This window comes from Methanobrevibacter sp. TLL-48-HuF1, from assembly GCF_023617305.1.
Lineage (GTDB): Archaea > Methanobacteriota > Methanobacteria > Methanobacteriales > Methanobacteriaceae > Methanocatella > Methanocatella intestini.
Genome location: NZ_CP081485.1, coordinates 327,333 through 352,509, shown reverse-complemented (window position 1 = coordinate 352,509; position 25,177 = coordinate 327,333). Strand labels below are relative to the sequence as shown.

At 30.9% G+C, this 25,177-nt stretch carries 23 protein-coding genes; 12 read left to right on the top strand and 11 right to left on the bottom strand.

The window, feature by feature from the left end; all coding sequences use genetic code 11:
* Window positions 1-383: 383 nt before the first annotated feature.
* From psmA to rrp42, 5 genes are read left to right on the top strand one after another with little or no spacing between them, the layout of a single operon-like run.
* Window positions 384-1,124 (top strand): archaeal proteasome endopeptidase complex subunit alpha, encoded by a 741-nt coding sequence (psmA, locus tag K4897_RS01705; protein WP_094516136.1) that lies wholly within the window; start codon window positions 384-386, stop codon window positions 1,122-1,124.
* Window positions 1,125-1,151: 27 nt separating this feature from the next.
* Window positions 1,152-1,853 carry a ribosome assembly factor SBDS gene (locus tag K4897_RS01700; protein WP_019266210.1) on the top strand — a complete coding sequence of 234 codons (702 nt, stop codon included), beginning with the start codon at window positions 1,152-1,154 and terminating at the stop codon, window positions 1,851-1,853.
* Between the two features lie 30 nt (window positions 1,854-1,883).
* Entirely contained in the window at window positions 1,884-2,780 is an 897-nt protein-coding gene (gene rrp4, locus K4897_RS01695; protein ID WP_250416365.1) for an exosome complex RNA-binding protein Rrp4, read from the top strand.
* A gap of 24 nt (window positions 2,781-2,804) precedes the next feature.
* Window positions 2,805-3,509, top strand: coding sequence for an exosome complex exonuclease Rrp41 (rrp41, locus tag K4897_RS01690; RefSeq protein ID WP_019264163.1), 705 nt, complete (start codon window positions 2,805-2,807; stop codon window positions 3,507-3,509).
* Between the two features lies 1 nt (window position 3,510).
* A complete protein-coding gene (rrp42, locus tag K4897_RS01685; protein ID WP_019264162.1) occupies window positions 3,511-4,299 on the top strand; it encodes an exosome complex protein Rrp42 in 789 nt (262 codons plus the stop codon).
* Here rrp42 and K4897_RS01680 read toward each other — a convergent pair.
* The 6 genes from K4897_RS01680 to K4897_RS01655 are packed head-to-tail and all read right to left on the bottom strand — an operon-like array spanning window position 4,296 to window position 8,369.
* On the bottom strand, window positions 4,296-4,910 hold the full coding sequence (locus K4897_RS01680) for a molybdenum cofactor guanylyltransferase (protein ID WP_250416363.1): 615 nt from the start codon (window positions 4,908-4,910) through the stop codon (window positions 4,296-4,298). The genes rrp42 and K4897_RS01680 overlap by 4 nt on opposite strands.
* 11 nt (window positions 4,911-4,921) lie before the next feature.
* Window positions 4,922-5,677, bottom strand: coding sequence for a hypothetical protein (locus K4897_RS01675; protein WP_019264160.1), 756 nt, complete (start codon window positions 5,675-5,677; stop codon window positions 4,922-4,924).
* A 23-nt stretch (window positions 5,678-5,700) separates the two neighbouring features.
* On the bottom strand, window positions 5,701-6,264 hold the full coding sequence (gene cbiT, locus K4897_RS01670; RefSeq protein ID WP_019266208.1) for a precorrin-6Y C5,15-methyltransferase (decarboxylating) subunit CbiT: 564 nt from the start codon (window positions 6,262-6,264) through the stop codon (window positions 5,701-5,703).
* Entirely contained in the window at window positions 6,265-6,813 is a 549-nt protein-coding gene (locus K4897_RS01665) for a UbiX family flavin prenyltransferase (RefSeq protein WP_019266207.1), read from the bottom strand.
* A gap of 9 nt (window positions 6,814-6,822) precedes the next feature.
* The gene (locus tag K4897_RS01660) at window positions 6,823-8,049 is read right to left on the bottom strand and encodes an HD domain-containing protein (RefSeq protein WP_250416362.1); all 1,227 of its coding nucleotides are present in this window, start codon (window positions 8,047-8,049) and stop codon (window positions 6,823-6,825) included.
* A gap of 5 nt (window positions 8,050-8,054) precedes the next feature.
* Window positions 8,055-8,369 carry a hypothetical protein gene (locus tag K4897_RS01655; RefSeq protein WP_250416360.1) on the bottom strand — a complete coding sequence of 105 codons (315 nt, stop codon included), beginning with the start codon at window positions 8,367-8,369 and terminating at the stop codon, window positions 8,055-8,057.
* Window positions 8,370-8,670: 301 nt separating this feature from the next.
* On the opposite strand from K4897_RS01655, the gene K4897_RS01650 reads away from it, so the two are divergent.
* Entirely contained in the window at window positions 8,671-9,888 is a 1,218-nt protein-coding gene (locus K4897_RS01650; protein WP_250416358.1) for an ammonium transporter, read from the top strand.
* An 11-nt stretch (window positions 9,889-9,899) separates the two neighbouring features.
* Window positions 9,900-10,238 (top strand): P-II family nitrogen regulator, encoded by a 339-nt coding sequence (locus K4897_RS01645; protein WP_011953770.1) that lies wholly within the window; start codon window positions 9,900-9,902, stop codon window positions 10,236-10,238.
* A gap of 22 nt (window positions 10,239-10,260) precedes the next feature.
* Here the strand turns inward: K4897_RS01645 and K4897_RS01640 are convergent, their stop codons facing one another.
* From K4897_RS01640 to K4897_RS01630, 3 genes are all read right to left on the bottom strand, one after another.
* Window positions 10,261-10,875, bottom strand: coding sequence for a S24/S26 family peptidase (locus K4897_RS01640; protein WP_250416357.1), 615 nt, complete (start codon window positions 10,873-10,875; stop codon window positions 10,261-10,263).
* 9 nt (window positions 10,876-10,884) lie between these two features.
* Window positions 10,885-11,559 (bottom strand): type I 3-dehydroquinate dehydratase, encoded by a 675-nt coding sequence (gene aroD / locus K4897_RS01635; RefSeq protein WP_250416355.1) that lies wholly within the window; start codon window positions 11,557-11,559, stop codon window positions 10,885-10,887.
* 81 nt (window positions 11,560-11,640) lie between these two features.
* Complete coding sequence (locus K4897_RS01630; RefSeq protein ID WP_250416353.1) at window positions 11,641-15,588, bottom strand: Ig-like domain repeat protein; 3,948 nt, start codon at window positions 15,586-15,588, stop codon at window positions 11,641-11,643.
* Window positions 15,589-15,851: 263 nt separating this feature from the next.
* On the opposite strand from K4897_RS01630, the gene K4897_RS01625 reads away from it, so the two are divergent.
* From K4897_RS01625 to K4897_RS01605, 5 genes are all read left to right on the top strand, one after another.
* Window positions 15,852-20,723 (top strand): Ig-like domain repeat protein, encoded by a 4,872-nt coding sequence (locus tag K4897_RS01625; protein WP_250416351.1) that lies wholly within the window; start codon window positions 15,852-15,854, stop codon window positions 20,721-20,723.
* Between the two features lie 345 nt (window positions 20,724-21,068).
* Window positions 21,069-21,794: a hypothetical protein gene (locus K4897_RS01620; protein WP_250416349.1), complete on the top strand. Its 726-nt coding sequence runs from the start codon at window positions 21,069-21,071 to the stop codon at window positions 21,792-21,794.
* A gap of 15 nt (window positions 21,795-21,809) precedes the next feature.
* Entirely contained in the window at window positions 21,810-22,670 is an 861-nt protein-coding gene (gene sucD / locus K4897_RS01615) for a succinate--CoA ligase subunit alpha (protein ID WP_250416347.1), read from the top strand.
* Window positions 22,671-23,873, top strand: coding sequence for a hydroxymethylglutaryl-CoA reductase (NADPH) (gene hmgA / locus K4897_RS01610; protein WP_019266203.1), 1,203 nt, complete (start codon window positions 22,671-22,673; stop codon window positions 23,871-23,873).
* 1 nt (window position 23,874) lies between these two features.
* Entirely contained in the window at window positions 23,875-24,075 is a 201-nt protein-coding gene (locus K4897_RS01605; protein WP_011953765.1) for a hypothetical protein, read from the top strand.
* Here K4897_RS01605 and K4897_RS01600 read toward each other — a convergent pair.
* Both K4897_RS01600 and K4897_RS01595 read right to left on the bottom strand, forming a co-directional pair.
* Complete coding sequence (locus K4897_RS01600; RefSeq protein WP_019265643.1) at window positions 24,072-24,713, bottom strand: DUF116 domain-containing protein; 642 nt, start codon at window positions 24,711-24,713, stop codon at window positions 24,072-24,074. The two genes, K4897_RS01605 and K4897_RS01600, sit on opposite strands and share 4 nt — an antisense overlap.
* 6 nt (window positions 24,714-24,719) lie before the next feature.
* A complete protein-coding gene (locus tag K4897_RS01595) occupies window positions 24,720-25,172 on the bottom strand; it encodes a hypothetical protein (protein ID WP_019266201.1) in 453 nt (150 codons plus the stop codon).
* Window positions 25,173-25,177: the final 5 nt, after the last annotated feature.

The following is a 25,177-nucleotide window of genomic DNA, read 5'->3' as shown; positions in this document are numbered from 1 at the left end:
TTTATGTATTTATTTAAAAAGGTTACAAACAAAACCACGAGATTTAGACTCTTTTTTATCAAAAACACTGAAAGTGAAAATTGATAAAAAATTTCTTTTAAATACTGAATTATTAAGTGGCTTTTTTCTTAATTTTTTGCTGTTTGGTTATGGAAAAGTTTTTAATAACTTTTAGTTATTTTAAAATAGAAAACTTTATTAATAATATACACATATAAATATGAATTGAATTTATGGAAAAAAGATTTAAAAAACTATATCATTACAGATATGTAATGAAATACCATTTCATGGAGAATTTGGTTTATTTTTAAAATAATTGTATTTTTATAGTAGTTGAACTTAAATTTATTATAATATTAAAAAATGTGAGGTATTAATTTATGCAACCTTTACAAAATGCTGGTTATGACAGGGCAATTACTGTATTTAGCCCAGATGGAAGACTTTTCCAAGTAGAATATGCAAGAGAAGCTGTTAAAAGAGGAACCACTTCAATAGGAATTAAATGTTCTGAAGGTATTGTTTTAGCAGTTGATAAAAGAACTACTTCCAATTTAGTTGAAGCTACATCTATTGAAAAAATATTTAAAATAGATGAACATATTGGAGCAGCAACTTCAGGTCTTGTTGCTGATGCAAGAGCTTTAGTTGAAAGAGCAAGAGTAGAAGCTCAAATAAACAAAATCACCTACAGTGAACCTATTAGGGTAGATAGCTTATCTAAAAAATTATGTGATATGTTACAGATGTATACTCAAAACGGTGGAGTAAGGCCATTTGGTTCTGCTTTAATCATTGGTGGAGTATATGACGGTAGCTGCAAATTATTTGAAACGGACCCTAGTGGAGCATTAATTGAATATAAAGCAACTGCTATTGGATCAGGCAGATCTGCAGCTATGGATATCTTTGAAGATCAATATAAAGATGACATGAATTTAAATGATGCTATTAAGTTAGCATTAACAGCAATCAATGAAGCAACTGAACATGAAACTACTGCAAACAATGTTGAAATTGCTGTTATTAAATGTGATGAAGAAGTATACACTAAACTTTCTCAGGAAGAAGTACAAACTTTCATTGATGAAGTAGTATCTAAAGAAGAAAGTGAAGAATAAATAATTTAATTAGTTGGGGGTTTTTCAATGGTAAATGTAGATGATGCAATAATAGCTAAATATGAATATTGTGGGGAACATTTTGAAATATTAGTGGATCCGGATTTAGCAGCGGAATTTAGAAATCCTGATGGGAAGGATGTAGCTATTGAAGACCTTCTAGCTGTTGAAGAAATTTTTAAGGATTCTAAAAAAGGAGATAAAGCTTCTGAAGAAGCTATGCTTAAAATATTTGAAACTACAGATCCGATTGAAGTTTCTAAAGTTATACTTGAAAAAGGACATGTTCAATTAACTGCTGAACAAAAAAGACAAATGCAGGCTGATAAAAGAAGACTTGTTATTAATAAAATCTCTAGGGAAGCTATTAATCCTCAATCAGGTCTTCCTCACCCTGCACAAAGGATTGAAAATGCTGTTAATGAAGCTAAAGTTAAATTTGATCCTTTCATATCAGTTGATCAACAGGTACAAACAGCCCTAAAAGCTATTAAACCACTTATTCCAATCAGGTTTGAAAAAGTTAAAGTAGCTGTTCGACTTCCAGGTTCTTCAGCAGGAGGAGCATACTCTGCAATTCATCATTTTGGTGAAATTCTTAATGAGGAATGGCAACAGGATGGTTCCTGGATTGGTATTGTTGAGATGCCTGGTGGCCTTCAAGATGATTTCGCCGCTAAAATGGCTGAAATTTCAAGTGGTGAAGCAGAAACAAAAACTATCAAATAATTAAATTAATTTTCAACTTATGGGATTTTTATGATATATGTGGAAAATAAAGATTTAGTTATTCCTGGTGAAGTATTGACAGATGATGAATACTACTCAGGAAGAGGTACCTTTAAAGAGGATGGTAAAATTTGTTCTTCTTTAATGGGACTAGTTTCTTTAAGGAATAAAAAAATTAGAGTTATTCCTCTTAAAAGTAAATATGTTCCTAAAAAAGGAGATGTAGTTATTGGTAAAATTAAAGATGTCAGGTTCTCTATGTGGGATGTAGATATCAATTCACCATATTCCGGAATTTTACCTGCTTTTGAAGTGTTTGGAAGAGAGAAAAAAGAACTCAATAAAGTATTTGATGTTGGGGATGTTCTATTTTTAAGAGTTGTTGATGTTGACGAAGTTAAAAAAGTCAAACTTGGATTAAAAGGTAGGGGAATGGGTAAATTCAGAGGAGGAATAATTGTAGATATTACTCCAACTAAAGTTCCTAGACTGATTGGTAAAAAAGGTTCTATGATCAACATGATTAAGGATAAAACCAATTGTAAAATAATTGTTGGTCAAAATGGCCTTGTTTGGGTCAAAGGTGATGAAGATATGGAACAGCTTACTAAAGAAATTATCCATATGATTGAAGCCGAGGCTCATACTTCCGGTTTAACAAATAAAGTTAAAAATAAACTATATTTAGCTATTGATGGTGAATTGCCACAGGAAGACGATTATAGTGATGATTATGAAGAATTGGAAAAACCTAAACTTCAAAATTTCAAAGAAGAATTAGAACAGGAAGAAAAAGAGGAACAATCAAAAAAAGACAGTACTGATTTTTATAAAGTAATTGAAGAATTAAAAAAGAAAAATAAAAAGGATAAACATTTATCCTACGGCAATAATTCTGGCAATTCTTATATATTAAATAACAGATAATTCTTTGATGATTATGAGGTTGATATGATGTCTGAAATGATAAGAGAGGATGGCAGAAAGTATAATGAATTACGTCCTATAAAAATTGAAGCAGGTGTTCTTGAACGTGCAGACGGATCTGCTTATTTGGAAGTTGGCGGAAATAAAATTTTAGTAGCAGTGTACGGACCTAGAGAATCATATATCAGAAGATTGCTTGAACCAAATACGGGTGTAATAAGATGCAGGTATAATATGGCTCCTTTTTCTGTTGATGATAGGAAAAGACCTGGACCAGACAGAAGATCTTCTGAAATTTCCAAAATTACTGCTGATGCATTAAGACCAGCTTTAATGCTGGAAAATTATCCTAGGTCTATGGTGGATATTTACATTGAAGTAATTGAAGCTGAAGGAGGAACACGTTGTGCTGGAATTACTGCAGCTTCTGTTGCACTTGTTGATGCCGGAATTCCTATGAAAGATATTGTTGTAGGATGTGCTGCAGGTAAAGTAAATGATGAAGTTGTTCTGGATTTATCTGAAGTTGAAGATAAGGAAGGACAGGCTGATGTTCCTATAGCTATGATGCCAAGAACTGGTGAAATTACTTTATTACAAAGTGATGGTGATTTATCTCAAGAGGAATTTGAAAAAGCAATTGATTTAGCTATGGAAGGATGCAGGAAAGTAAATGAAATCCAAAAAGAAGCTTTAATGAAAAAATATTCTGCTGAGATGAGTGATTAATATGGTTGAAATTGTACCTGAAATTACAAAGGAAAGTATAATTAATCTTGCTGTCAATGATAAAAGGGAAGATGGCAGGGAACTTGATGAATATAGGGATATTTCTATTGAAACCGATGTAATATCCAAAGCTGAAGGTTCTGCAAGAGTTAAAATAGGAGATACTCAGGTTATTGTCGGTATCAAACCGCAAATTGGTGCACCATTTCCGGATACTCCTGATTTAGGAGTTTTAATGACTAACTGTGAAATGCTGCCAATGGCTGACCCTACTTTTGAACCCGGACCACCAAGTGAAGATTCAATTGAACTTGCACGTGTTGTTGACAGGGGAATTCGTGAAAGTGAACTTGTTGATTTGGATAAGTTATGTGTTGAAGAAGGCAAACATGTTTGGATGTTATTTATAGACTTGCATATTATAGATAACTGCGGAAATCTTTTTGATGCCTGTGAACTTGCTGTAATGGCAGCTTTAAAAAGCACTAAATTACCATCTGCAAGTGTTGCTGATGATGAAGTCGTATTTGACTATGAAAACACTATAGATTTACCTATCAATAATGAAGTAGCTATGTGTACTTTTGTTAAAATAGGAGATAAATTGATTTTGGACCCTACTTTAAATGAAGAAAAAGTAGCTGATGCTCGTTTAAATGTAGGTGTTACTAAAGATGCTAAAATTTGTGCTATGCAGAAAGGCGGAATTTTACCGTTAACAAAAGAAGACATATTTTACTGTGTTGATAAAGCAATTTCAAAAACAAAAGAATTAGTTGAATATCTTTAAATGTCTGTTGGACGATTAAGATTTCTAAATTCTTTTTTTAATAATTTTTTATTGTCTATTAATATAAATTTCGTATCTATTTTTTCTATCAGTCCCTTAATATGCAGTATATCATTGGATACTAACTTTTCAATTTCAGGAATGATATTTTTACTGTAAATTGAATGGAGAGGTTCACTTGTTTTTATTTTATTTTCATTGTCATGATACGGAACAATGGCCTGATACCTTGAGTCCAATTCATTAAAAATATTTTCAATTAAATTTTCTGTTACATAGGGGCTGTCACAAGGCAGTATTAAGGCATAATTGGAAGTAATGTGCTTCAGCCCGGTCAATATTCCGGACATCGGCCCAATATTTTTTATTTCATCTTCAGCAAAGGTTACTGTAAAATTATAATCTTCCTTTTTGATGAAATTTTTATATTTGTCAATACGGTCTTTATTGTTTAAAACAATTATCACTTCATTTATTTCATTATTTAAAGTTGAAAGGACATGATTAATCATAGGTTTGTCCTGAATAATCATAGATCCTTTGTCCTGACCCATTCTTCTGCTTTGCCCGCCACATAAAATGATGCAGGAATGATGTTTTTTACTATTCATAATGCATTTTCCTAATCTTTTATATAGACATCAGCATCTTCATCAAATGGATTTGTACGGATAATTAATGAAATCATATATGGGTAATGGGTATTAAGGTATTTTAAGTAATAGAGCCATTCATATATTAATTTTGAATAAATCCTTTTGATATCTCCATTTAAATGATTGAAATCAGTATCTGTAATCTGATTCAAATCAGGTCTGTGTTCTAATTCTTCATCAAGGTGCAATATTGAAATCAATAATCCTGAAAACTCCTCTTTTTCAAATAACTGTGGATTGTTGATTAAGTTAATTAAAAATTCTCTTTTGGATTTCAGTAATGTTCTAAGATTTATTAAGAATTCTGCTCTTTTGTCACCTTCAATATCTACATTAAAGTCAATATTTGCATTTTTTAATTTTTTCAGCTGTTTGTCGTATTCTTCATCATCCCAATTAGGAATAGCTTTTAAATAACTGGTGCTAGCTTTAAATTCATTTGCACTGCTGAATTCTTCTATTAATTCATTACCTATTTCAGTAAAGAAAGTGCTGATAAGCATATCCAATTTTTCATAAATAGCTTCTTTTTCTTTTCTGCTCATTATATCTTCAAGTATAAATGCAACAATAATAATGTCTATAGGAATAAATCCGATGTGGAGCCAGACATATGAAACAATACTGTGCGTGTCTTTTAGGACAAGGTAATTGGTTCCAAAAATAACAATAGCTGCAATAATCATCAATATTGAAAATTTTATTTTCCATTCTCTTTTCATTTTATAATCTCCAAAAAATTTTTTTATCTTTTACTTGCACTAATGACAGCTATTGGATTTTCACTTATCATCATAACCCCGCGATCAAGAACTCTCCCCTTTGAAATATTAATTTCCATGATTTTAGGATTGTAATTCAGCTTCTTTAATTTGTTTATAGCTTCTATTTTAGTGTCAACAAGAATAGCTGTAATGATTATTCTTCCTTTTGAATTTAATTTGGAATCTATAATTTCCAAAATATCTTCAAGTTCCCTGCCGCTGCCTCCAACAACAGCTATATCTATATTGTCAATATTTTTTAGTGCATTGCTTCCGGAATCATTTATTAACTCTACATTATCTCCTAAATTAAATTTTTCAAGATTTTGTTTGGTAACGCTAATTGCTTCCGGATTTGTATCAATGGATGTTACTTTTTTTGCTCTTTGGGCAAATTCGCAGGTAATTCCTCCAGTTCCACAGCCGACATCTACCACATTGTCATCAGATGTTACAGCTGATTTATATAATATGATTGCTCTTATGGCTTCTTTGGTAGGGCCGGGAACATCACAAGTTTTAATAAAGTCCATATCATTTAACATTTATTCCCACCTTTTATAGATGTTATTTTCAATATTCAGTGAATCCAGGATTTTACCTACAATAAAATTAATCTGATCATCAATGGTATCACTGTCAGAGTAAAATCCAGGCATTGCAGGTAAAATCACAGCTCCTTCTTTTGATAAATTCAGCATATTTTCGAGGTGTATGCTTCTGAGAGGTGTTTCACGAGGAACAATAACTGTTTTTCTTCTTTCTTTTAAGCTTACGTCAGCTACTCGTGTAATGGTGTTAGATGCATATCCGTTAGCTATTGATGATAATGTTTTCATGGAACATGGTACAATAGCCAGTCCGTCAAATTTAAATGATCCGCTGTTGATTGATGCAGTCAAATCGTCAAATTCATAATAATTGTCTGCTAAACTGATTATCTCTTCAATTGATTCTTTTACTTCATGATTTATTACAGTTTTAGCAGCATCACTTATAATTAAGCTGTTTTCAATATTTAGTTCATTTAGAGCTTTAAGTAATTTAATTCCATAAATTACTCCGCTAGCTCCTGTAATTCCAACTACTATCATATTATTCTCCTAAAATAGTTTGATTTGGTCATAATGAATGCCATGGAATTTATCCTTATTGATTTCAGGTAAATCCAGGTAGTTTTCTAATTTAAGTTTTTCAAATTTGGCTTTATCCTCTTTTGGTACATAAACACTGATATCCGGAATGTTGAATCTTGCTTTACTTAGTGCTCCAACAATATTTGAAATTTTAGTTAAAGGATATAATTTTCCGTCAACACTTACCTGTGTTTTCATTTCATCAAAACGGGGATATTCAGCTATATTGATAGTTATATAATCTTTATCCATATCAAAATCATAAGCTATTTCCTCTTCAGCTTTCCTTAGTGTTTCCTGTGAGGTTTTGTATAATTTTTCAGGATTTTTAAAGTTTTCCAGTCTGATAACCTTTATCCGTTTAAATAAATCCCTGTTGTCCAGACGGGTAATCATATCCCGTACAAATGGGTTTTCGCTGTTTCTGTAAATGCTGACCATATCCATATCATCATATTTGTACATGTCATTTTCGTCTATTTCTTTTGAGTTTATTAGCTTTTTTAAACCTCTTCTAAACATTGAATTGGCAATACGTGTTGTATGATGTTGATATACACTTGGATACATGAAATATCTAGATACTAAAGCTCCTTCAGCAGCCTGAACTCCTTTTATATCTAATACTAAGTTTTTGGTTAGTTTCAGATTAGAGATTATTCTTTCATAATCAATGACTCCGTAAGCTACTCCGGTATTATATGAATCCCTTAAAAGATAATCCATTCGGTCTACATCCAATTCTCCAGACACAATCGGACCTAATTTGCCTTCTCCGGAGATTATCTTATTTATTTCTTTAATATCAAATTTTTCTTCCAGATAATCTCGCATTGATGTTTTGGAAATAACATACTTTGTTAATTCTTCATGAGGAAATGACAATACTCCTTCAGACACATGTGAAAAAGGACCATGTCCAATATCATGAAGCAGAGCAGAGATTCTAACAAGTTCAATTTCATCTTTACTTAGCTCTAATTCGTTAGCTAATTTGGATCCAAGATTCATTGTTCCGATTGAATGCTCAAAACGGGTGTGATTTGCACCAGGATAAATTAAGTTAATTAATCCTAATTGTTTAATTCTTCTTAAACGTTGGAATTGAGGCATGTCCAATACTTTTTGTTCAAATTTGTTTAAGCTAATGTCTCCATAGACACTATCTCTAATGAATTTCTTTTTTTCACCCATTATAATCACCAATTTGAATATTCATTCCATAAATCACTTAAATTTTCTTTTGTATTATTAAAAATGTCAGTAATATTTGTATCATCAATCCAATTTGTTTTGTTGGTTAAATTAGTATCATTAATAATTTTAGGTTTCGGGATGTATGTAGGAACATAATCCACTTTTTGAGGTGTGAAATTATCATCTTCAATAGCTAGCAGAGTATTGTCATTGGGATTTTCTATTAAAATAATATTTGCAGCTATTGAACTTGCAGCAAATGCAATAATTGCAACAATAAAAAACACAATTAATTTTGCTTTTGTTTGCCCTCTCATAATAACACATTTTTTCTTTTTGAATTTGCAAATTTAAAGTTTTCTTTTATTTAATTTTAAAGATTAACTGTTATTTATTTATATATTTATATATTATTAATATTTTTTATTGAATTTTTTTAAAGCATCATATTTTTTTGAGATCCATTTTACCAAAACCTTTATATACCTGTAAGTTCAACTACTATATATCGGAAGAAGGATTCCGACTTCCGACTTCCGTTCAATCAAAATTCATAAAAATTTAAAAAAATAATTTTGATTTATTGTTATTAATTTATTTAAAAAGAGAAAAGATATAATGGATATATTTAGCGCAGGAGATACAGCTTGGGTTCTTGTTTGTAGTCTTTTAGTACTTTTAATGAGTATTCCGGCTGTCGCATTCTTTTATGGTGGTTTAAGTAAACGTAAAAATGTTTTAAATACTATGTTTTTAACCTTTATCGCATTTTCAATTGTAAGTGTTATTTGGGTTATCTTCGGTTATCAGTTTGCCTTTGGAACTCCGTCACTAGGAGGATTTATAGGAAGCCCTTCCAATTTCTTCTTAAGTGGAATCGGACTTGATGATTTAAGCGGAACTATTCCAACACTATTGTTTGTTATGTTCCAACTTGCATTTGCAGGTTTAACAGCAGCATTGATTTCTGGTGGTGTTGTTGGAAGAATGAAAACAAAAGCTTGGGTAATTTTCATCCCGATTTGGGCTTGTCTTGTCTACATCCCTATTGCTCACTGGGTATGGGGTGGAGGATGGTTAATGAATATGGGAGCACTTGATTTCGCAGGTGGTACTGTTGTACATATTAATTCAGGGGTTTCTGCATTAGCTATCGCACTTGTATTAGGTAAAAGAAAAGACATTTCATTATTACCACATAACTTAGGATATGCAGTATTAGGTGCAGCACTTCTATGGTTCGGATGGATGGGATTCAATGGTGGATCCGGTTTAGGTGCAAATGGTCTTGCAGCAAATGCAATTATTGTTTCAAACGTTGCAGCTGCAGCAGCTTTAATCGTCTGGACTATATTAGATACAATTGTTGTTGGTAAACCAACTGTTCTTGGAGCAATTTCTGGAGGAATTGCTGGTTTAGTAGCTATTACTCCAGCAGCAGGATTTGTTGATGTTCCTGGAGCATTAGTAATTGGTGCAGTAGCTCCTTTAGTATCTTACTTTGCAATTTACTACTTAAAAGCAAAACTTGGTTACGACGATGCATTAGATGTATTTGGTATACACGGTATGTCCGGTATATGGGGAGCAATTGCTACTGGTATCTTTGCAGCACCATACATTAATGAAGCAGCAGGATTATTATATGGAAACCCATATCAGGTTGTAATACAAATAATAAGTGTAGTAGCTACTATTATTTACGCATTTGTAATAAGCTATGTCTTAGCTAAAGTACTTGATAAAGCTATGGGTGGTATCAGAGTAGAAGACGAAGATGAAGTTGTTGGATTAGATGCAAAACTTCACGAAGAATCTGCATATAATTTTAACTAGAAGGTTTTAAAATGAAAAGTATTGTTGCAATTATTAGACAGGAAAAGTATCAGGACGTTAAAAATGAACTTACAGCTGTTGGCTGTCAGGGGATGAATGTTTCTGAAATTAAAGGAAGAGGCAGTCAAAAAGGTATCAAAGAATCATATAGGGGATCCAGTTACTGTATTGACTTAATTCCAAAAACACGTATTGAAATTGTCACAAAAGATGAAGGTGTAGATACTATTGTTAAAGCCATCCAAAAAGGTGCAAAAACAGGTAACATCGGTGATGGTAAAATCTTCATTTACCCGATTGACAATGTAATAAGAATCAGAACCGGTGAAGAAGGAGACAGTGCTGTATAAGCACTTTTCCTATCCTTATTTTTTAATATTTTATAACTACACCATAAATATCACTTGAATCAACCCATGTACTTATTCCTTTTGTTTCATATAGAACACCATTGATTTGACTGTATTCTACATTTTTATTATCACTTACAAGGTGAATTTGATTATCATTAACCTGGTCAACTCTTTTTATAATGTTTCCATATTCTGAAGAATTGGCAACTACAATATCTCCAATATGAACATTTTGTGTTTTATTAACTAAAACATCTTGTCCGTCCTGCAGGGTTGGAAGCATGGAAGTTCCATCAACCTGAAAAATAACAGGAACATTATTTTCGCCTAAAGAAGAATCAATATTGATATTGGAGGTATCAAGGCCATGACTTAAGCATATGTCATGAATTCCTGATTTTAAAGTATCTATATTTGTGTTTGGCTGGTTCATTGATTCAAGAGCATAGTTACAAATTTCATTGTTAAGTTCATCAGTATTAATTTCAGTGTTTAATCCGGGATGTGTTGATGCAGTTACATTTTCTCCATCTATATAAACATCAACAGATCCGTTATCTTCTGTTAAAAATATTCCTAAAAAAATAGCTAAGATAACTATTAAAATAAAAGCTAAAATACACTTTTTAGCCATTTTAATCACCTATTCTATAAGATTTAAATCCATATTAAGCAATGATTTCATAGTTTCAATATCAATTTGCCCAGGAGCTGTAACATCTGTTCCTGCAGCAAAAGTAATTGGGGAATCAAATTTGGAAGCCATAACTCTGGTGTAGCTACCTAAATCACTCATTGAAATAGCTATTGTATTTTCACAATGTGAAAGAATAGCTAATATTTTTAAAGTATCATCCAAATCATTAGGCATAAATGCCACTTTAGCTATGTCTCCAAGTTTATGTTCTTTTTCAACAATATACATGATTTCATTAATTTCAGGAGTTTTATGAAAATCATGATATGAAACAATGGTAGTTACTCCGGTATCATGTATCTGTTTTATATATTTATCATCACTTTGAAGTTCAATGTCCACATAATCAACTAAAGGAGCACATTTTAATAAAATATCAATTCTTTCTTCTTCTGTTCCTTTAAAAGAACCGCCTTCAGATGAAATTCTATTGGTAGCTATCATTGGAAAGTTGATTTCTTCAATGATTTCCTGTATATCTTTAAAGTTAGGATTGTCCAGTGCATCTATTCTAAATTCAAGTACATCAGCACCTTTTTCAATACAATCTTCAGCTACTTTAATTACATCTTCCTTTTTTGCTTGAAAAATGGGTATTGCTATTTTAGTTTGTGGATACATTAATTATATTTTTTGAGTGATGTTATTAATTAATTTTTTCAATTTTAAAAAAAAGAATAATAGGGTTTTAATAACCCTTTTTTAAGATATTTTTATTGTGTTTCCTGTTTGGAAGTCATTCCAGTAGGAAGTTATGATGTATTCGCCGCTCATTAATCTGATTCCTAAGCTTGCTATACCGTCTTTATTAGTAACTTTGTGATAGAATACACCGTTTACGTTAAATGATACGTTTTGGTTAGCTAATGGTTTACCTTGACCGTCTAAAGTTAAAGCAGTGAAATTGCTGCCGTCAAGGTACTTCATGGAGAGATCTTTTGTTACTAAAGTTGGCATGACAGTGACTTTGTTTCCAATATCCAATCCGTCATACATTGTTGTAATAGTGTAGTTTCCTGGTCTTAAAGCTATTCCTAAGCTTGCAACACCATTTTCATCTGTTTTTTTGTGATAGAACACACCGTTGATGTTAAATGTTACTTCTTTGTTTACTGCTAAAGATCCGTCTTTGTTGTAGACAGTTGCTTCAAATCTGGAAGCATTTAAGTAATATTTGGTTAAGTCATTTTGCATGATTAATGATTTTACAGTTATGTTAAATCCTTTTTCTTCGCCGGTTACAGGGTTGTAAGCAGTTAAAATGTAATTTCCAGGTCTTAACATAATGCCTAAATCAGCCATACCATCTTTATCAGTCTTTTTGGTATAGAAAACACCATTAATATTAAATTTGATTTCCTTATTAGCTATTGCTTTTCCAGTGCTGTCAGTAAACTTAGCATAGAATCTGGTATCATTCTGATACATTTTAACTAAATCTTTACTTATAATAGTCGGATTAATAGTTACAGTAATATTCTTACTTACTTTATCATGTATTTCTGAACCGTTATATGAAACAGTAACCTGATAAACATTAGATACTAAGTTTAATCCCATGGAAGCAGTACCGTTAGCATCAGTGGTTTTATTGTAAGTTTGACCATTGATGGTAAAGTATAATGTAGCATTGACTATTGCTTTTCCTTTGAAATCTGTTAATTTAGCAACTAAACGTGTTCCGTCATGATAAATCATTACAACATCATTAACATCTAAGTTTACATTTACATTTGGAATTACAGTTATGTTTCCTTTTTTAGTTATGGAATCATATTTAGCATCACCAGAGTAAGTTGTAGTGATATTATGATTTCCAGCACTTAATCCAAAAATATTTACTTTTGCAATTCCATTAGTTACATTTGCAGTGTATTTTTTACTGTTGATTTCAACAGTGACTGTTCCAGTTGCATCTTTAGGTAAAACCACACTAATAGTGGAGTTTACTCCTTCTTTAAATTCAGGAACAGTAATGTTCATGTTATAGTCTGATATTTTGGATACTGTGAATTTGGTTGTGTTTTGATTAGGATTATAATTGTTGTCTCCAGCGTATTTAACAGTTACAGTGTAATTGTTTGCTTTAAGATCAGCTATTGTTTTAACTGCTTTACCATCTACAATAGCTACAGTGTAATCTTTACCGTCAACAGTAATAATTACATTGCCGGTGGCATCAGAAAGTATATTTACGGTTACTGTTGCGTTTTCACCGACTTTTATGTCATTAACATTAACAGTGATATTTGAATCTGCTTTAGCTACAGATATATTTTTAGTAATTTCAATAGGTGTGTATTTGTTATTACCTGTATATTTAACAGCAATTGTATAATTATTAGCAGTTAAATCTTTAACAACTTGTGTAGCTTTACCATTTTTAATAGTTACTGTGTAATTTTTACCGTCAACTGTGATAATTACTTCACCAGTAGCATCAGCAGGTAAATTAACTTCAACAGTTAAATCTTCACCAAATATTATATTATTAACTGTGATATTTAAATCTGGAGTTAATTGAGAAACTTTAAATACTGCAGTAGCCATACCCTGAGCTTCATCCCCTACAAATGATGCAGTAACATTATAAGTGCCTACTGCCAAATCAGAAATGATAAATATAACAGTTCCGTTAACATTATGTTTAGTGTAGTTTTTATTATTTACATTAACAGTAACATTACCAGTTACGTTCGCCGGTAAAATTACACTAACAGTAGCATTTTCACCACAAACAATATCATTGGCTGTTATGTTAAATTTTAAATCAAGTTTGTCAACTGTAAATGTTAAATTATCTTTAGAGGGGATATAGTTTTTATCTCCTCCGTATCTTACTTTAATGTCATAAGTTCCCGGCATTAAAGTAAGTTTTAATGTTGCTTGTCCATTTTCTATTTTTTTTAGATATTCTTTTCCTTGGAATGTAAATACAACATTTCCAGTTGCATCGGGGTTAATTGTTGAAATAATAGTTACATCGGTTTTATTTATTTCTTTTACACCTAGTGTAAGTGTTGTGGTGTTTCTAGAAGTTATTGTTATGTTTTTGGAAGTTTTGTATCCTATTGTTGAAATTATATGGATTAATGTTTCTTTTTGAGTTATATTTAATTTAAAAGTAGGTTCGGGTCCAAATTCCTTTTCAAATACTTCATTTACATATAATTTGTAAAATGTTTTATTTAGAATATCTTTGTCATATCCATCAGGATTTTCCAGTTCTATGATTACTTTAAATTCACATTCTTTGTTTATTTCAATGTTTGAATGAGTTGGAACAATATTGAATGTTTTAAGTTTGATAGTTGAATTTAAGTAAGTGTTATTTTTAAGAATTGCAGTTGTATTTGTACCGGTTTTTAATTTTATTGTTAATGTGTCTGCAGCACTAGTATGATTTATGAATGTATTGTTGATTAATTCAATGTCAGGATCATCACCATATCCTTCTACATAATATGCACATATTGCCTGTCCAATTGGGGCGCTGTTATTGATAAATTTTGTATTATGTATTGTTAATCCTCCTTCATCCATAACAGATATTGCTCCTCCACGTCCGGTATTTTTACATATGTTGGCATTGTTTTCAAAAAGACTGTTGTTTATGGTTATGTAATATTTTGTAAGATAATCACATGCTCCAATTGCTCCTCCACCATTGTTGGTTGTACAATTGTTGCCTGTAAATGTTGTGTTGTAAATTTGTAAGTAACTGTAGGTGTATAATGCTCCACCGTTCCAACCTGCCACATTGTCTGTGAAGTTGGAGTTGTATATTGTTGTATTTGCTCCACCGTGAGTATGTATTGCTCCAGCCCACCAAAATGCACTGTTTTTGTAAAATGTGGAATTTTTAACTATTAATTGTCCACAATTGTTGATACATCCAGGTTCTACATGTGCATAGTTGTCTTCAAAGTAGCAGTTTTCAACTAACATTCCTGCAGTTGTACAGTTTTTTGTAGGGTCTTCTGCCGGGTCGTATATGCTTAAAACTCCAAACTCAGTAGTTATGTTTTTAAAACTGCAGTTTTTTACAGTTGCATATCCGCGTTTTAAATAATAAACACATCCGTGACCTGTTCCACTGTTAATATTATAAAATGTAGAATTTTCAAGTAAATTATCCTTTGAATTTCCTCCCATTTGTATAAACATACCACTTTCGGCAGGTATATTTTTTTCAAGATCCATCCATTTAAAAGTAGTATTTAATATTTTTAAACTGATTTTAGAATCATCTTCAGTTACTATTGGTGTATAGTAAATGGATATTGGGTTAGGGTTTGTGTCTCCAAAATAGGACCCTTCGCTACCGATGATTGTAACATTATTTTTAACTATAATTTGTTGGCTATAATCAGTTCCATTATCCGGATAAAAATTAGTATTTTCTTTCAGATGAATTATATAATTTTTATCTGATTTTTCACAATATGTTTTTAGTTCGTTCCAATTATTTGCATAAACTGTGTTGCCGGTATCTGTTAGAATACTCTGATTTTCATTATTTATGCCTGTGATTTCAGCAGAATATGTTTCCATATCTGTATCGTTGCTTAAATCACTTGCACTTGCACTGCTTATTCCACAGATAAATGCAAATAATATAAGTAATATTAATAAGGGCTTATATCTCATTTTTATCAGCTTTTTTAATCTATTTCTTTATAAAATACATTTTAATTATCTTAAATTATATTTTATATATAATATTTTATAGTTTGAAGTTTATTTAATCTTTTCTCTTTTAATGGCCGAATTTTATTTTAAAAATTGTTTGGTTTATTTTTTCTAGTTTAAATGGAAGTGTTTAAATAGGATTTATTTTCATATTATTAATTAGTACATCATATTTTAATTTTAATAAAATTAAACTGATGTATTGTCTTTGGTGATTAAAGATGAAATTTAAGAAATTTATTTTAATCACAATGATGTTTTTAGTCATGTTATCAGTAGGTGCTGTTAGTGCTGTTGATGATGTAAACTCTACAGACAATGTCTTTGTAGATGGAACTAATGATATTAGCTGTGATTTACAAAATGAGTATAATGATGTTGAACAGGTAAGTAATGATTATATGATTGTAGATAGTTCAAATTATTTAAGATACTTTGATGAGAACGGAACTTTAAGGGAAAATGTTGATTTGTGTTTTATGGGTAATTTCAGCAATCTGAGGTTTAGTTCTTTTGTAATTGATAAGTCTATTGGTCTTGATTTTAATAATGCTAATTTTAATAATATTGGTTTTACTCTAAAAGCGAATGATTTAACTTTAAAAAATGCAGTTTTTAATTATGATGTAAGTGGAGGTACTGTTATTTCACTAGAAGGTACATCAAATGTAATTATTGATAATGTTACAATTGATTATAAAACTTCCTCTGATTCTAATTCATATGCTGTTGATTTAATTAATTCCAATAATGTTCAATTATTGAATAATAATATTCGTTATTTTACTAATGTTACCAATACAAATGTTTATAATTATGTTATTAAAGTGGTTGGTGGTAGTAATAATTTAGTTAGGGGAAATAAAATTAATGCATTTCTTCCTTTGAAAGATTGTGATTTTAGCATACCTTTCCCAAATACTGATATTGATTTAGTTGCAGGTGTTGCTGTCCAGTCATCAAATGGATTTAAATTTTTAAATAATGAATTAAATGTATCAGTTAGTGCAAGAGACAGTAATTTGTTTTATCCTACTTTAGACTCTTTTTTAATGGTTGAATCAAACAATTCTGTTGTTGCAGGTAATAATATAATAGAATTAGATTCAACAACAGAAACTGGGTCTGCTAATTATTTGTATGGTATTGATATTTATAAATTAAATAATATTTCAATTTGGAATAATACTGTTAAAATGAATACTAATGGTGGAAGTATTATTGTAAATGGATCAGGTAGTGCATATCCAGTTCAAATTACAGGACCTATTAATGATTGTAATATTTACAATAATACATTAATTACATACAATAATGGTCCTAATCTGGGAATTTATTCTCAAAATTTCTATGGTGCAACTTATTTAAATATTTATAATAATTTTATTAATGTAACTGGAAGTGCTGCTCTTCATAATTGGGCATTAGTTTCAGGTATGGAATTACAAGACACCTTTGATATAGTTCATGATAATATTATTTATGTTACAAATAATGGTGATTATGCTGACTCCAATAATATTTATGGTATTAGTTATTCCCAATCAACTTCTTCATCTCATTCTTTTGATGTATATAACAATACTATTTTTACAAATGGTAATTATGCTGTTTATTTAAATGGAGTATCCAATACTAATGTTACAAATAATGGATTGTCTGCTTATATTAAAACTGGAAATGATGCAGTTTATATTGCTGGAAGCAATAATAACATAAATGGCAATTATAATCCTAATCCAACTCCTAATAGTGATGTTTTAAATTTACCTATTTTGAAAGCTAATTTTAGAAATGAAATTATTTCAGAATCTGAAAATAGTGAAAAAATAGTGTATGTTGCTGTGAATAAAAACATTACTGCAGATGGAGGTAATGGAAGTATAGACAATCCATTTAATACTTTAAGAGCACTTTCTAATTATATTAAAAATAATCCTGCAAATTATATTATATATTTTATGGGGGGAAATTATATAATTAAAGCGGGAGATGCGTTGATTCCAGGTGATGCAATTAAGGGATATAATGTTACAATTAAACCATATAATAATGAAAAAGTAATTATATTTAATGATGAGTCTAATGGTTATTTCATTGAATTCAGCTTTGTGAATAGTTTTAAAATTTCAGATATATGTTTTGAAAATATAGGTAACGGTTTTATAGAGTTTAGTAAGTATGGAACTAGTTATGTTGATAATTGTACTTTTAAAAATTCCAAACAAATCTCAGTATTTAGTGCTAGAAATAAACTGATTGTAACAAACTGTAATTTTATTAATCATTCTGGTTCAGAATTTATGTTTTCCATGGTTTCTAAGGCAAGTACTGATAATATTACAATGAACTATTGTAATTTTATTAATATAACCACCCGTACTTGGTTTGATACAACTGGAAAAAATTTTTTAAATTTAAATAATTGCTGGTTTGGTTATAATAATGTTAATATTAATAATGCTAAAGTAATTGTTTCCAATAATGCTTTATTTAGCATATCTGAAAATCAAATTGCACCTGGATTATTTGAAATTACTGGTAAATTGATGTGGAATGATACTACAATGGATGGTATTGATAAGTTAGGTTTAAAAACTGTTTATCTGTCATCTCCTTCTGGAAATTTCAGTGACAACAATCCTGTTTTGAAAAATGGTACTTTTACTGTAATTTATAAAAGTGATTCAACTGCCCATAATATAACTGCTGTTTTAGATAATGAAGTTCAAAATTTATTATTTAATGAAATTAACATGTCTGTAGAAACAACTGATATTGTTTGTGGTGAAAATGCTACTGTCAGTGTAATTTTACCGGCGAACGTAACTGGTAATGTTACTGTTAATGTAAATAATAAAAACTACACTAAAAATAATGTTAACGGAACTGTTATATTTACCATTTCTGATTTGGCAGTAGGCACTTATAATGTTACTGCATCATTTGTAGGGGATGAAGCTCAGGGTATGGCTACTGCAGTATTTAAAGTTTCCCAATTAACTCCAGATTTAAATATCACAGTTAATAATATAATATTTGGTGAAGATTTAACTGTTGAAGTTAATTTACCTGCTGATGCTACTGGTGAAGTAATTATCACAGTTGACGGCAAAAATTACACAGTAACTATTAAAAATGGTAAAGCTACACAAGTTGTTAAAGATTTAACTGCTAATAATTATACAATTGCTGTTAAATATACAGGTAATAACAAATACACACCTATTGAAATTACTAAAAATATATCTGTAGCTAAAGCAGATGCAAATCTTGATGTATCTATTGCAGATGTTGATTACAAGAACATATTCACTATTGAAGCTGTTTTAATGGGTATTAATGGTGTTAAATTAACTGGTGATGTAATTATTAATATTAATAATAAATTATACACTGTTAAAGTTGTTGATGGAAAAGGCACTACTGCAGGTGATGCATTAGCTGCAGGTACTTATAACTTCACTGCTACATGGACAGGAAATAACAACTATAACAATATTAAGTCTGAAGGTGTTTTCAAAGTTAACAAAATAGATTCAAATATAACTGTTAATGCTGATGATATTAAAGTCGGTGAAAATGCAACAGTAACCGTAAATGTGCCTTCTGATGCCACCGGCAATGTAATTATTACTGTTGACGGTAAAGATTACACTGTAGCTATTGTAGATGGTAAAGCAGTTAAAACAATAGCTGATCTTAAAGCAAACAATTACACTGTAACTGTTAAATACGCTGGAGACAACAATTATAATCCTAATCAAAACACAACCAAATTCACAGTATCCAAAATATCAGACTATAACATGAACATTACTGTTCCTGAATTTAAAGAAGGAGTAAACTCCACTATTAGTGTGGTTTTACCTAAAGATGCAACTGGAACAGTCACTGTTGAAATCAACAGTAAAAAATACACTGCAAATGTAACTAATGGAATTGCAAAAGTAAATATTTTTGGATTAAGTGCTGGAAATCATAATATCACTACAACTTACTCTGGTGATGCTAAATATGATTCCATAACTAAAAAAGGAAACATAACTGTAATTCCAAATGTAAATGTAAACTTAGATGTTAATGATGTTGTAATGATTTATCATGACGGAACACGTTTAGTTGCTAAATTAACAGATTTCAAAGGAAAAGCAATAGTCAATGCTACATTATACTTTACCATCAATGGTCAAACTTACAATAAAACCACTGATGCTAACGGTACTGCTTCCATGGGATTAAACTTAGCGTCTAATGTGTACAAAGCTACTGTTTCATATAAGGGTTCAGATAAGTATAATGCAGTTTCTAAAAACATTACTGTAACTATTAATCCAACTATTATAAGTAAAGATTTAGTTAAAATGTATCAGAATGATACCAGATTCTATGCTAAGTTTACTGACAGCACTGGAAAAGCAATAGCTAATAAGGAAATCAAATTTAATATTAATGGTGTTTTCTATACCAAAAAGACTGATAAAGATGGTATGGCTGATTTAGGCATTATGTTAAGACCTGGAAATTACATTTTAACTGCTTACAACCCTGTAACCGGCGAAGAAAAAGGATTTAACATAACTGTAAAATCATTAATCATGCAAAATGACTTAACCAAATATTACTTAAATGCTTCCAGATTTGAAGCAACTGTCTACAACAAAGACGGATCTTTAGCAGTAAACAAAGAAGTAACATTTAACATCAACGGTGTGTTCTATCACAAAAAAACAGATGAAAATGGTGTTGCAAGCTTAGGAATAGCTTTAAGACCAGGAAACTATACCATTACAACAATGTATGACGGATTGGATATTGGAAACAAAGTTAATGTATTGCCAACTTTAGTAACTAAAGATCTCTCCATGAAGTACCTTGACGGCAGCAATTTCACTGCTTTAACTTTAGATGGTCAAGGTAAACCATTAGCTAACCAAAACGTATCATTTAACGTAAACGGTGTCTTCTATCACAAAGTTACTAATAAAGACGGTATAGCAAGCTTAGGAATCAGATTAATGGCTGGTGAATACATTATAACTTCCTACTGGAATGACTTCCAAACAGGAAACACAATAAAAATCAGTTCTTAAAGAGAATTCACAATTCTCTTACTTTTTTTCTTTTTTAACTACTTAAAATTAACAACTTCTTTTAAAAAGGAGTATGCTTTGATTTTTTAATATTTTTTTTTGACATACGATTTTTTCGGTTTTAAAGGCAATAATATTAATTGTTTTAACAATAAGATTTTTGGGTACATAGAGAGTCAAAATATTTCAAGCTTTTTGATTTTGTATTATATTTTTTTGAATTTCATTAATCTGAAAATCCTTTCATCATTCCTTAAATTATATATTAAATAAAGGACATAATATATAACAATAAAATAAAAATTATTTTATTTATTTTTATAATCAATTATAAAAGGTGTTATTTTGAAAATTACAGCTATAGGTGCAGACATTTCTAGGAATGACGTGTCCTGTAGTAATACATTAGTAGAAAATATTGAATCTGACCTTTACAAACTTAAAGCTTTAGGTGCTAGAGATGCTGCCTTAACAAATGTAACTGGTGATGATGTAGTTATCAGTGCATTTGTAGAAGATGATTTACTTGAAAATGTTAATGAAGGTATTGTAAATATATTAAAGGACAATGCTGAAAATTTAGGTGACCTTTCAGGAATATCTCAAAGTCCGGATACTGCCGGTGAAGGCATATCTTATGCTGAAGCTAGTATTCGTCAAGACAGATATCCTGATGCTATCGTTTTAGGTTTTGATACCTATGGTGGAGAGTCATTTGTAGGAGATGCTGCCAATTCAGCTATTGAAGCAGCTAAAGGAATGAAAAATATGACTGATGTTTCTGATTTAATAGAACCTAAATCCAAAAAAATTCCAGGTGTAGGTTATGTTTCACCGGAAACTGATGATCCTGTAATAGTAGCTACTGTTGAAAATATAGAATCAGTTAGTGTAATAGCGGGTGCAATGATTGGAGCAGCACTTGGAAATAAAAATGTATATCTGGTTAAAAGAGGCACTAACTGTAATGTATTGCCTGGAAGTGTCATATTTTCTGCTACGGCTTTTATGAATGGAAATGTAATTGATTTAGCAGTTCCATTTGAAAACAAAACAAGAATTTTACGTTAAATAGGTGGTTGTTTTATGATTTTATTAGATAATGATACAAAATGTTTGGTTCAGGGGATTACTGGAAAACAGGGATCTTTTCACACTGAACAAATGTTGGAATATAATACAAATATTTTAGCAGGTGTAACTCCTGGAAAAGGCGGTCAGGACTTTTTAGGTGTTCCTGTTTTCAATTCAATTGAAGAAGCAAAAGAGGAAACTGGTGTTAACTCTTCAATTATTTTTGTACCTGCAAAATTTGCAAAAGATGCGGCATTTGAATCTATAAGACATTTGGATTTGGTTGTTATTATTTCAGAACATATTCCTGTTCATGACAGTTTAAAAATAATGAATTATGCTCGTGAAATGGGTACTACAGTTATAGGTCCAAACACTCCGGGAATCATAACTCCAGGTGTTGGTAAACTGGGAATTATGCCGACTCATATTTTTAAAGAAGGTAATGTTGGAGTAATTTCAAGAAGCGGAACTTTAACTTATGAAGTAGCCAGCCAGCTTACCCGTGGGGGAATTGGTCAAAGTACCTGTGTTGGTATAGGTGGAGACCCTGTAATCGGTACAAATTATATTGATATTCTTAAAAAATTTGAAGCAGATGAGGACACTGAAGCTATTGTTTTAATTGGTGAAATCGGAGGTAATGCTGAAGAAAATGCAGCAGAATTTATTAAAGACAATATCTCCAAACCGGTAGTTTCATATATTGCAGGTAGAACTGCACCACCAGGTAAAAGAATGGGGCATGCAGGAGCTATTATTCATGGAAGTTCAGGTACTGCAGAAAGTAAAATTAATGCATTAACTGATGCCGGTGTAAGTGTAGCTAAAATGCCATCAGAAATTGTAGATTTAGTAAGGAAGTCAATTTAAATGAATTCTAAAGAAATTATTGATAAACTGTTAAATGGTGAAATGAAATTATACCAGGTAGACAAATATGTTTCACCAAAGGAAGCCACAGATATCAGAAGAGAATTTATAGAAAAAACAGCTGGCTGTGAATTGCCACATATGGCTAATTATTCTCTGGACATGGAAAAGGCATCTGCAAGAAACATTGAAAATCCGATTGGAACAATCCAGCTTCCTGTAGGTGTAGCAGGTCCGTTAAAAATCAACGGAGATTACTGTAAAAGAGAGGTTTATGTTCCCTTAGCTACATCTGAAGGAGCACTTGTAGCATCAATTAACAGAGGTGCATCAACAATTACAGCATCTGGAGGAGTAAACGCTCATGTTATTTCAGATATTATGACTAGAGCACCGGTAATCAAAACCTCTTCAGCAACTGATGCTTTAAAAATTAAACAATGGTTTATTGATAATTTTCAGGAACTTAAAGAAATTGCAGAATCTACCACTTCTCATGGTAAGCTTTTAAAAATTGATCCGATTTTAATTGTTGGAACTTATGTTTATCCACGTTTTGTTTACTCTACTGGAGACAGTATGGGTATGAATATGGTTACTATTGCTTCAGAAAAGATTTTGGATAAATTGGCAGAAGAAACAACCGGAAGACACATTGCATTAAGTGGAAATGTTTGTGTTGATAAAAAGCCTGCAGCAATTAACATGATTGAAGGAAGGGGAAAAAGTATTGTTGCAGATATTTTAATTCCTGAAGAAATAGTAAATAAAAAACTTAAAACAACTGCTGAAGCTATTGAAGAAGTGAATATAGCTAAAAATTTAATAGGGTCTGCAGCAGCAGGTTCTATGGCATATAATGCTCATTATGCAAATATGGTTGCAGCAATCTTTTTAGCAACAGGTCAGGATGCTGCACATGCAGTAGAAGGTTCTTTAGGTATTACAACAGCTGAAAACAGAAACGGGGATTTGTATTTTTCAGTAAACCTGCCTGATGTACCAGTAGCTACTGTTGGTGGTGGAACAAGTTTGGAAACTGCTCATGAAGGTTTGGATATTCTTGGTGTTGCAGGTTCCAATAAGGCTCGTGAATTTGGTGAAATTGTTGCAGCTACTGTATTGGCTGGAGAATTATCTTTAGTTGGTGCTCTTGCAGCAGGACATTTGGCGAGAGCTCATCAGGAACTTGGAAGAGGATAATATGGATGAAAATATATTTTATCCAGAATTAACTTTGGAAACTGATGATATTATAATGGAATTGGCTATAAAAAAAGATTATTCTAAAATCAGAGATTCAGATAAAAGAAAAGAAGAGTTTATAAAAGATTTGCATGACTTTATTGATGAATTCAGTCAGGCTGATGAATCTTTGGACTTTATAAAATATTATGATGATTAGTATTTGGAATCCAGTTTTTCAAATACTTTTTTAATATCTACTTTTGTTTCAAAACAGCCTGTTTTAGAAAGTAAAACTCCTTGAGGGCAATAATCAGAAAGCAGCATCATCATCTGATTTAAATCTTCATGACAGGCCACTCCAATAACTGCTTTAAAGTTGTTTTCTTTAACTATTTTTTTAACAAAGCTGGATCCTGGAACTATATATAAACTGTATCCCAATTTGTCTGCTTTTTTCTTAATAACTCCAATGGAACATTTACCGCATTCTGTACATATCACTCCTTCTTTTTGAAGTGCCGCCTGACAGTCCCTGTGTCTTAAACAGTGAGGTAAAAATATTAAAGTTTCCTCTGCAGGTATTTTTTTAAATTTTTCCCTATTTACATCATCTCTAACTTCGATGCTGATTCTGTCAATCATGTCATCGTCTATTTTTAACAGTCTAGCTATTGTTTTAAAAGGTGAGTAAAATACATCTACAACAAAAAGAATGAATCTTGGAAATAGAATTATGTTCTTTTTAAGCAGAATTTTACCAAGAGTAATAGCTATTATAAATAATATAATAATTAATATGATTATAAAGACTATTCCCTGTCCCAGTATTGTGTAAATAAAATCTAAAAGTTGCATTTTAATCTAAAACTTTTCAATTGTGTAATTATCAAATTCTTTGTTTAATTTAATCCCAGTTTCTGTTTTATCAATTTCTAAACCGGATAGTGAATCACAAGAACATAAAACGTCCTGTTCAGGGTGTGTTCCAGGGGTAATATTGCAGTTTAGACAGACTCTAGCACCTACAGATAGAACAGTTTCTAATCGTTTAGTAGATGGGTGATTTTTGTTTAGAATTACAAGTGGTGAATTTTCCACACGAGTTAAATATGCCTGAGAGCGAATAGCTCGCCTGTCTTTTTTAAAGTTAGATACAGCTATTAAGTCATCTTTTTCTAAGAATTGGACAATTTCTTCATTGTCCTGTGTAGCTATAAATAACATTTTATTTTCCTGTGCTACTTTTATAATTCCTACAATTCCAGTTTCCCCTTCCAGAAATAGAATTTCATCATTATTAAAATCAATAATCAAAGTAC

Coding starts and splice junctions, on each gene's coding strand:
- psmA (WP_094516136.1), top strand. CDS start 384: ATGCAACCTTTACAAAATGCTGGTTATGACAGGGCAATTACTGTATTT.
- K4897_RS01700 (WP_019266210.1), top strand. CDS start 1,152: ATGGTAAATGTAGATGATGCAATAATAGCTAAATATGAATATTGTGGG.
- rrp4 (WP_250416365.1), top strand. CDS start 1,884: ATGATATATGTGGAAAATAAAGATTTAGTTATTCCTGGTGAAGTATTG.
- rrp41 (WP_019264163.1), top strand. CDS start 2,805: ATGATGTCTGAAATGATAAGAGAGGATGGCAGAAAGTATAATGAATTA.
- rrp42 (WP_019264162.1), top strand. CDS start 3,511: ATGGTTGAAATTGTACCTGAAATTACAAAGGAAAGTATAATTAATCTT.
- K4897_RS01680 (WP_250416363.1), bottom strand. CDS start 4,910: ATGAATAGTAAAAAACATCATTCCTGCATCATTTTATGTGGCGGGCAA.
- K4897_RS01675 (WP_019264160.1), bottom strand. CDS start 5,677: ATGAAAAGAGAATGGAAAATAAAATTTTCAATATTGATGATTATTGCA.
- cbiT (WP_019266208.1), bottom strand. CDS start 6,264: ATGTTAAATGATATGGACTTTATTAAAACTTGTGATGTTCCCGGCCCT.
- K4897_RS01665 (WP_019266207.1), bottom strand. CDS start 6,813: ATGATAGTAGTTGGAATTACAGGAGCTAGCGGAGTAATTTATGGAATT.
- K4897_RS01660 (WP_250416362.1), bottom strand. CDS start 8,049: ATGGGTGAAAAAAAGAAATTCATTAGAGATAGTGTCTATGGAGACATT.
- K4897_RS01655 (WP_250416360.1), bottom strand. CDS start 8,369: ATGAGAGGGCAAACAAAAGCAAAATTAATTGTGTTTTTTATTGTTGCA.
- K4897_RS01650 (WP_250416358.1), top strand. CDS start 8,671: ATGGATATATTTAGCGCAGGAGATACAGCTTGGGTTCTTGTTTGTAGT.
- K4897_RS01645 (WP_011953770.1), top strand. CDS start 9,900: ATGAAAAGTATTGTTGCAATTATTAGACAGGAAAAGTATCAGGACGTT.
- K4897_RS01640 (WP_250416357.1), bottom strand. CDS start 10,875: ATGGCTAAAAAGTGTATTTTAGCTTTTATTTTAATAGTTATCTTAGCT.
- aroD (WP_250416355.1), bottom strand. CDS start 11,559: ATGTATCCACAAACTAAAATAGCAATACCCATTTTTCAAGCAAAAAAG.
- K4897_RS01630 (WP_250416353.1), bottom strand. CDS start 15,588: ATGAGATATAAGCCCTTATTAATATTACTTATATTATTTGCATTTATC.
- K4897_RS01625 (WP_250416351.1), top strand. CDS start 15,852: ATGAAATTTAAGAAATTTATTTTAATCACAATGATGTTTTTAGTCATG.
- sucD (WP_250416347.1), top strand. CDS start 21,810: ATGATTTTATTAGATAATGATACAAAATGTTTGGTTCAGGGGATTACT.
- hmgA (WP_019266203.1), top strand. CDS start 22,671: ATGAATTCTAAAGAAATTATTGATAAACTGTTAAATGGTGAAATGAAA.
- K4897_RS01605 (WP_011953765.1), top strand. CDS start 23,875: ATGGATGAAAATATATTTTATCCAGAATTAACTTTGGAAACTGATGAT.
- K4897_RS01600 (WP_019265643.1), bottom strand. CDS start 24,713: ATGCAACTTTTAGATTTTATTTACACAATACTGGGACAGGGAATAGTC.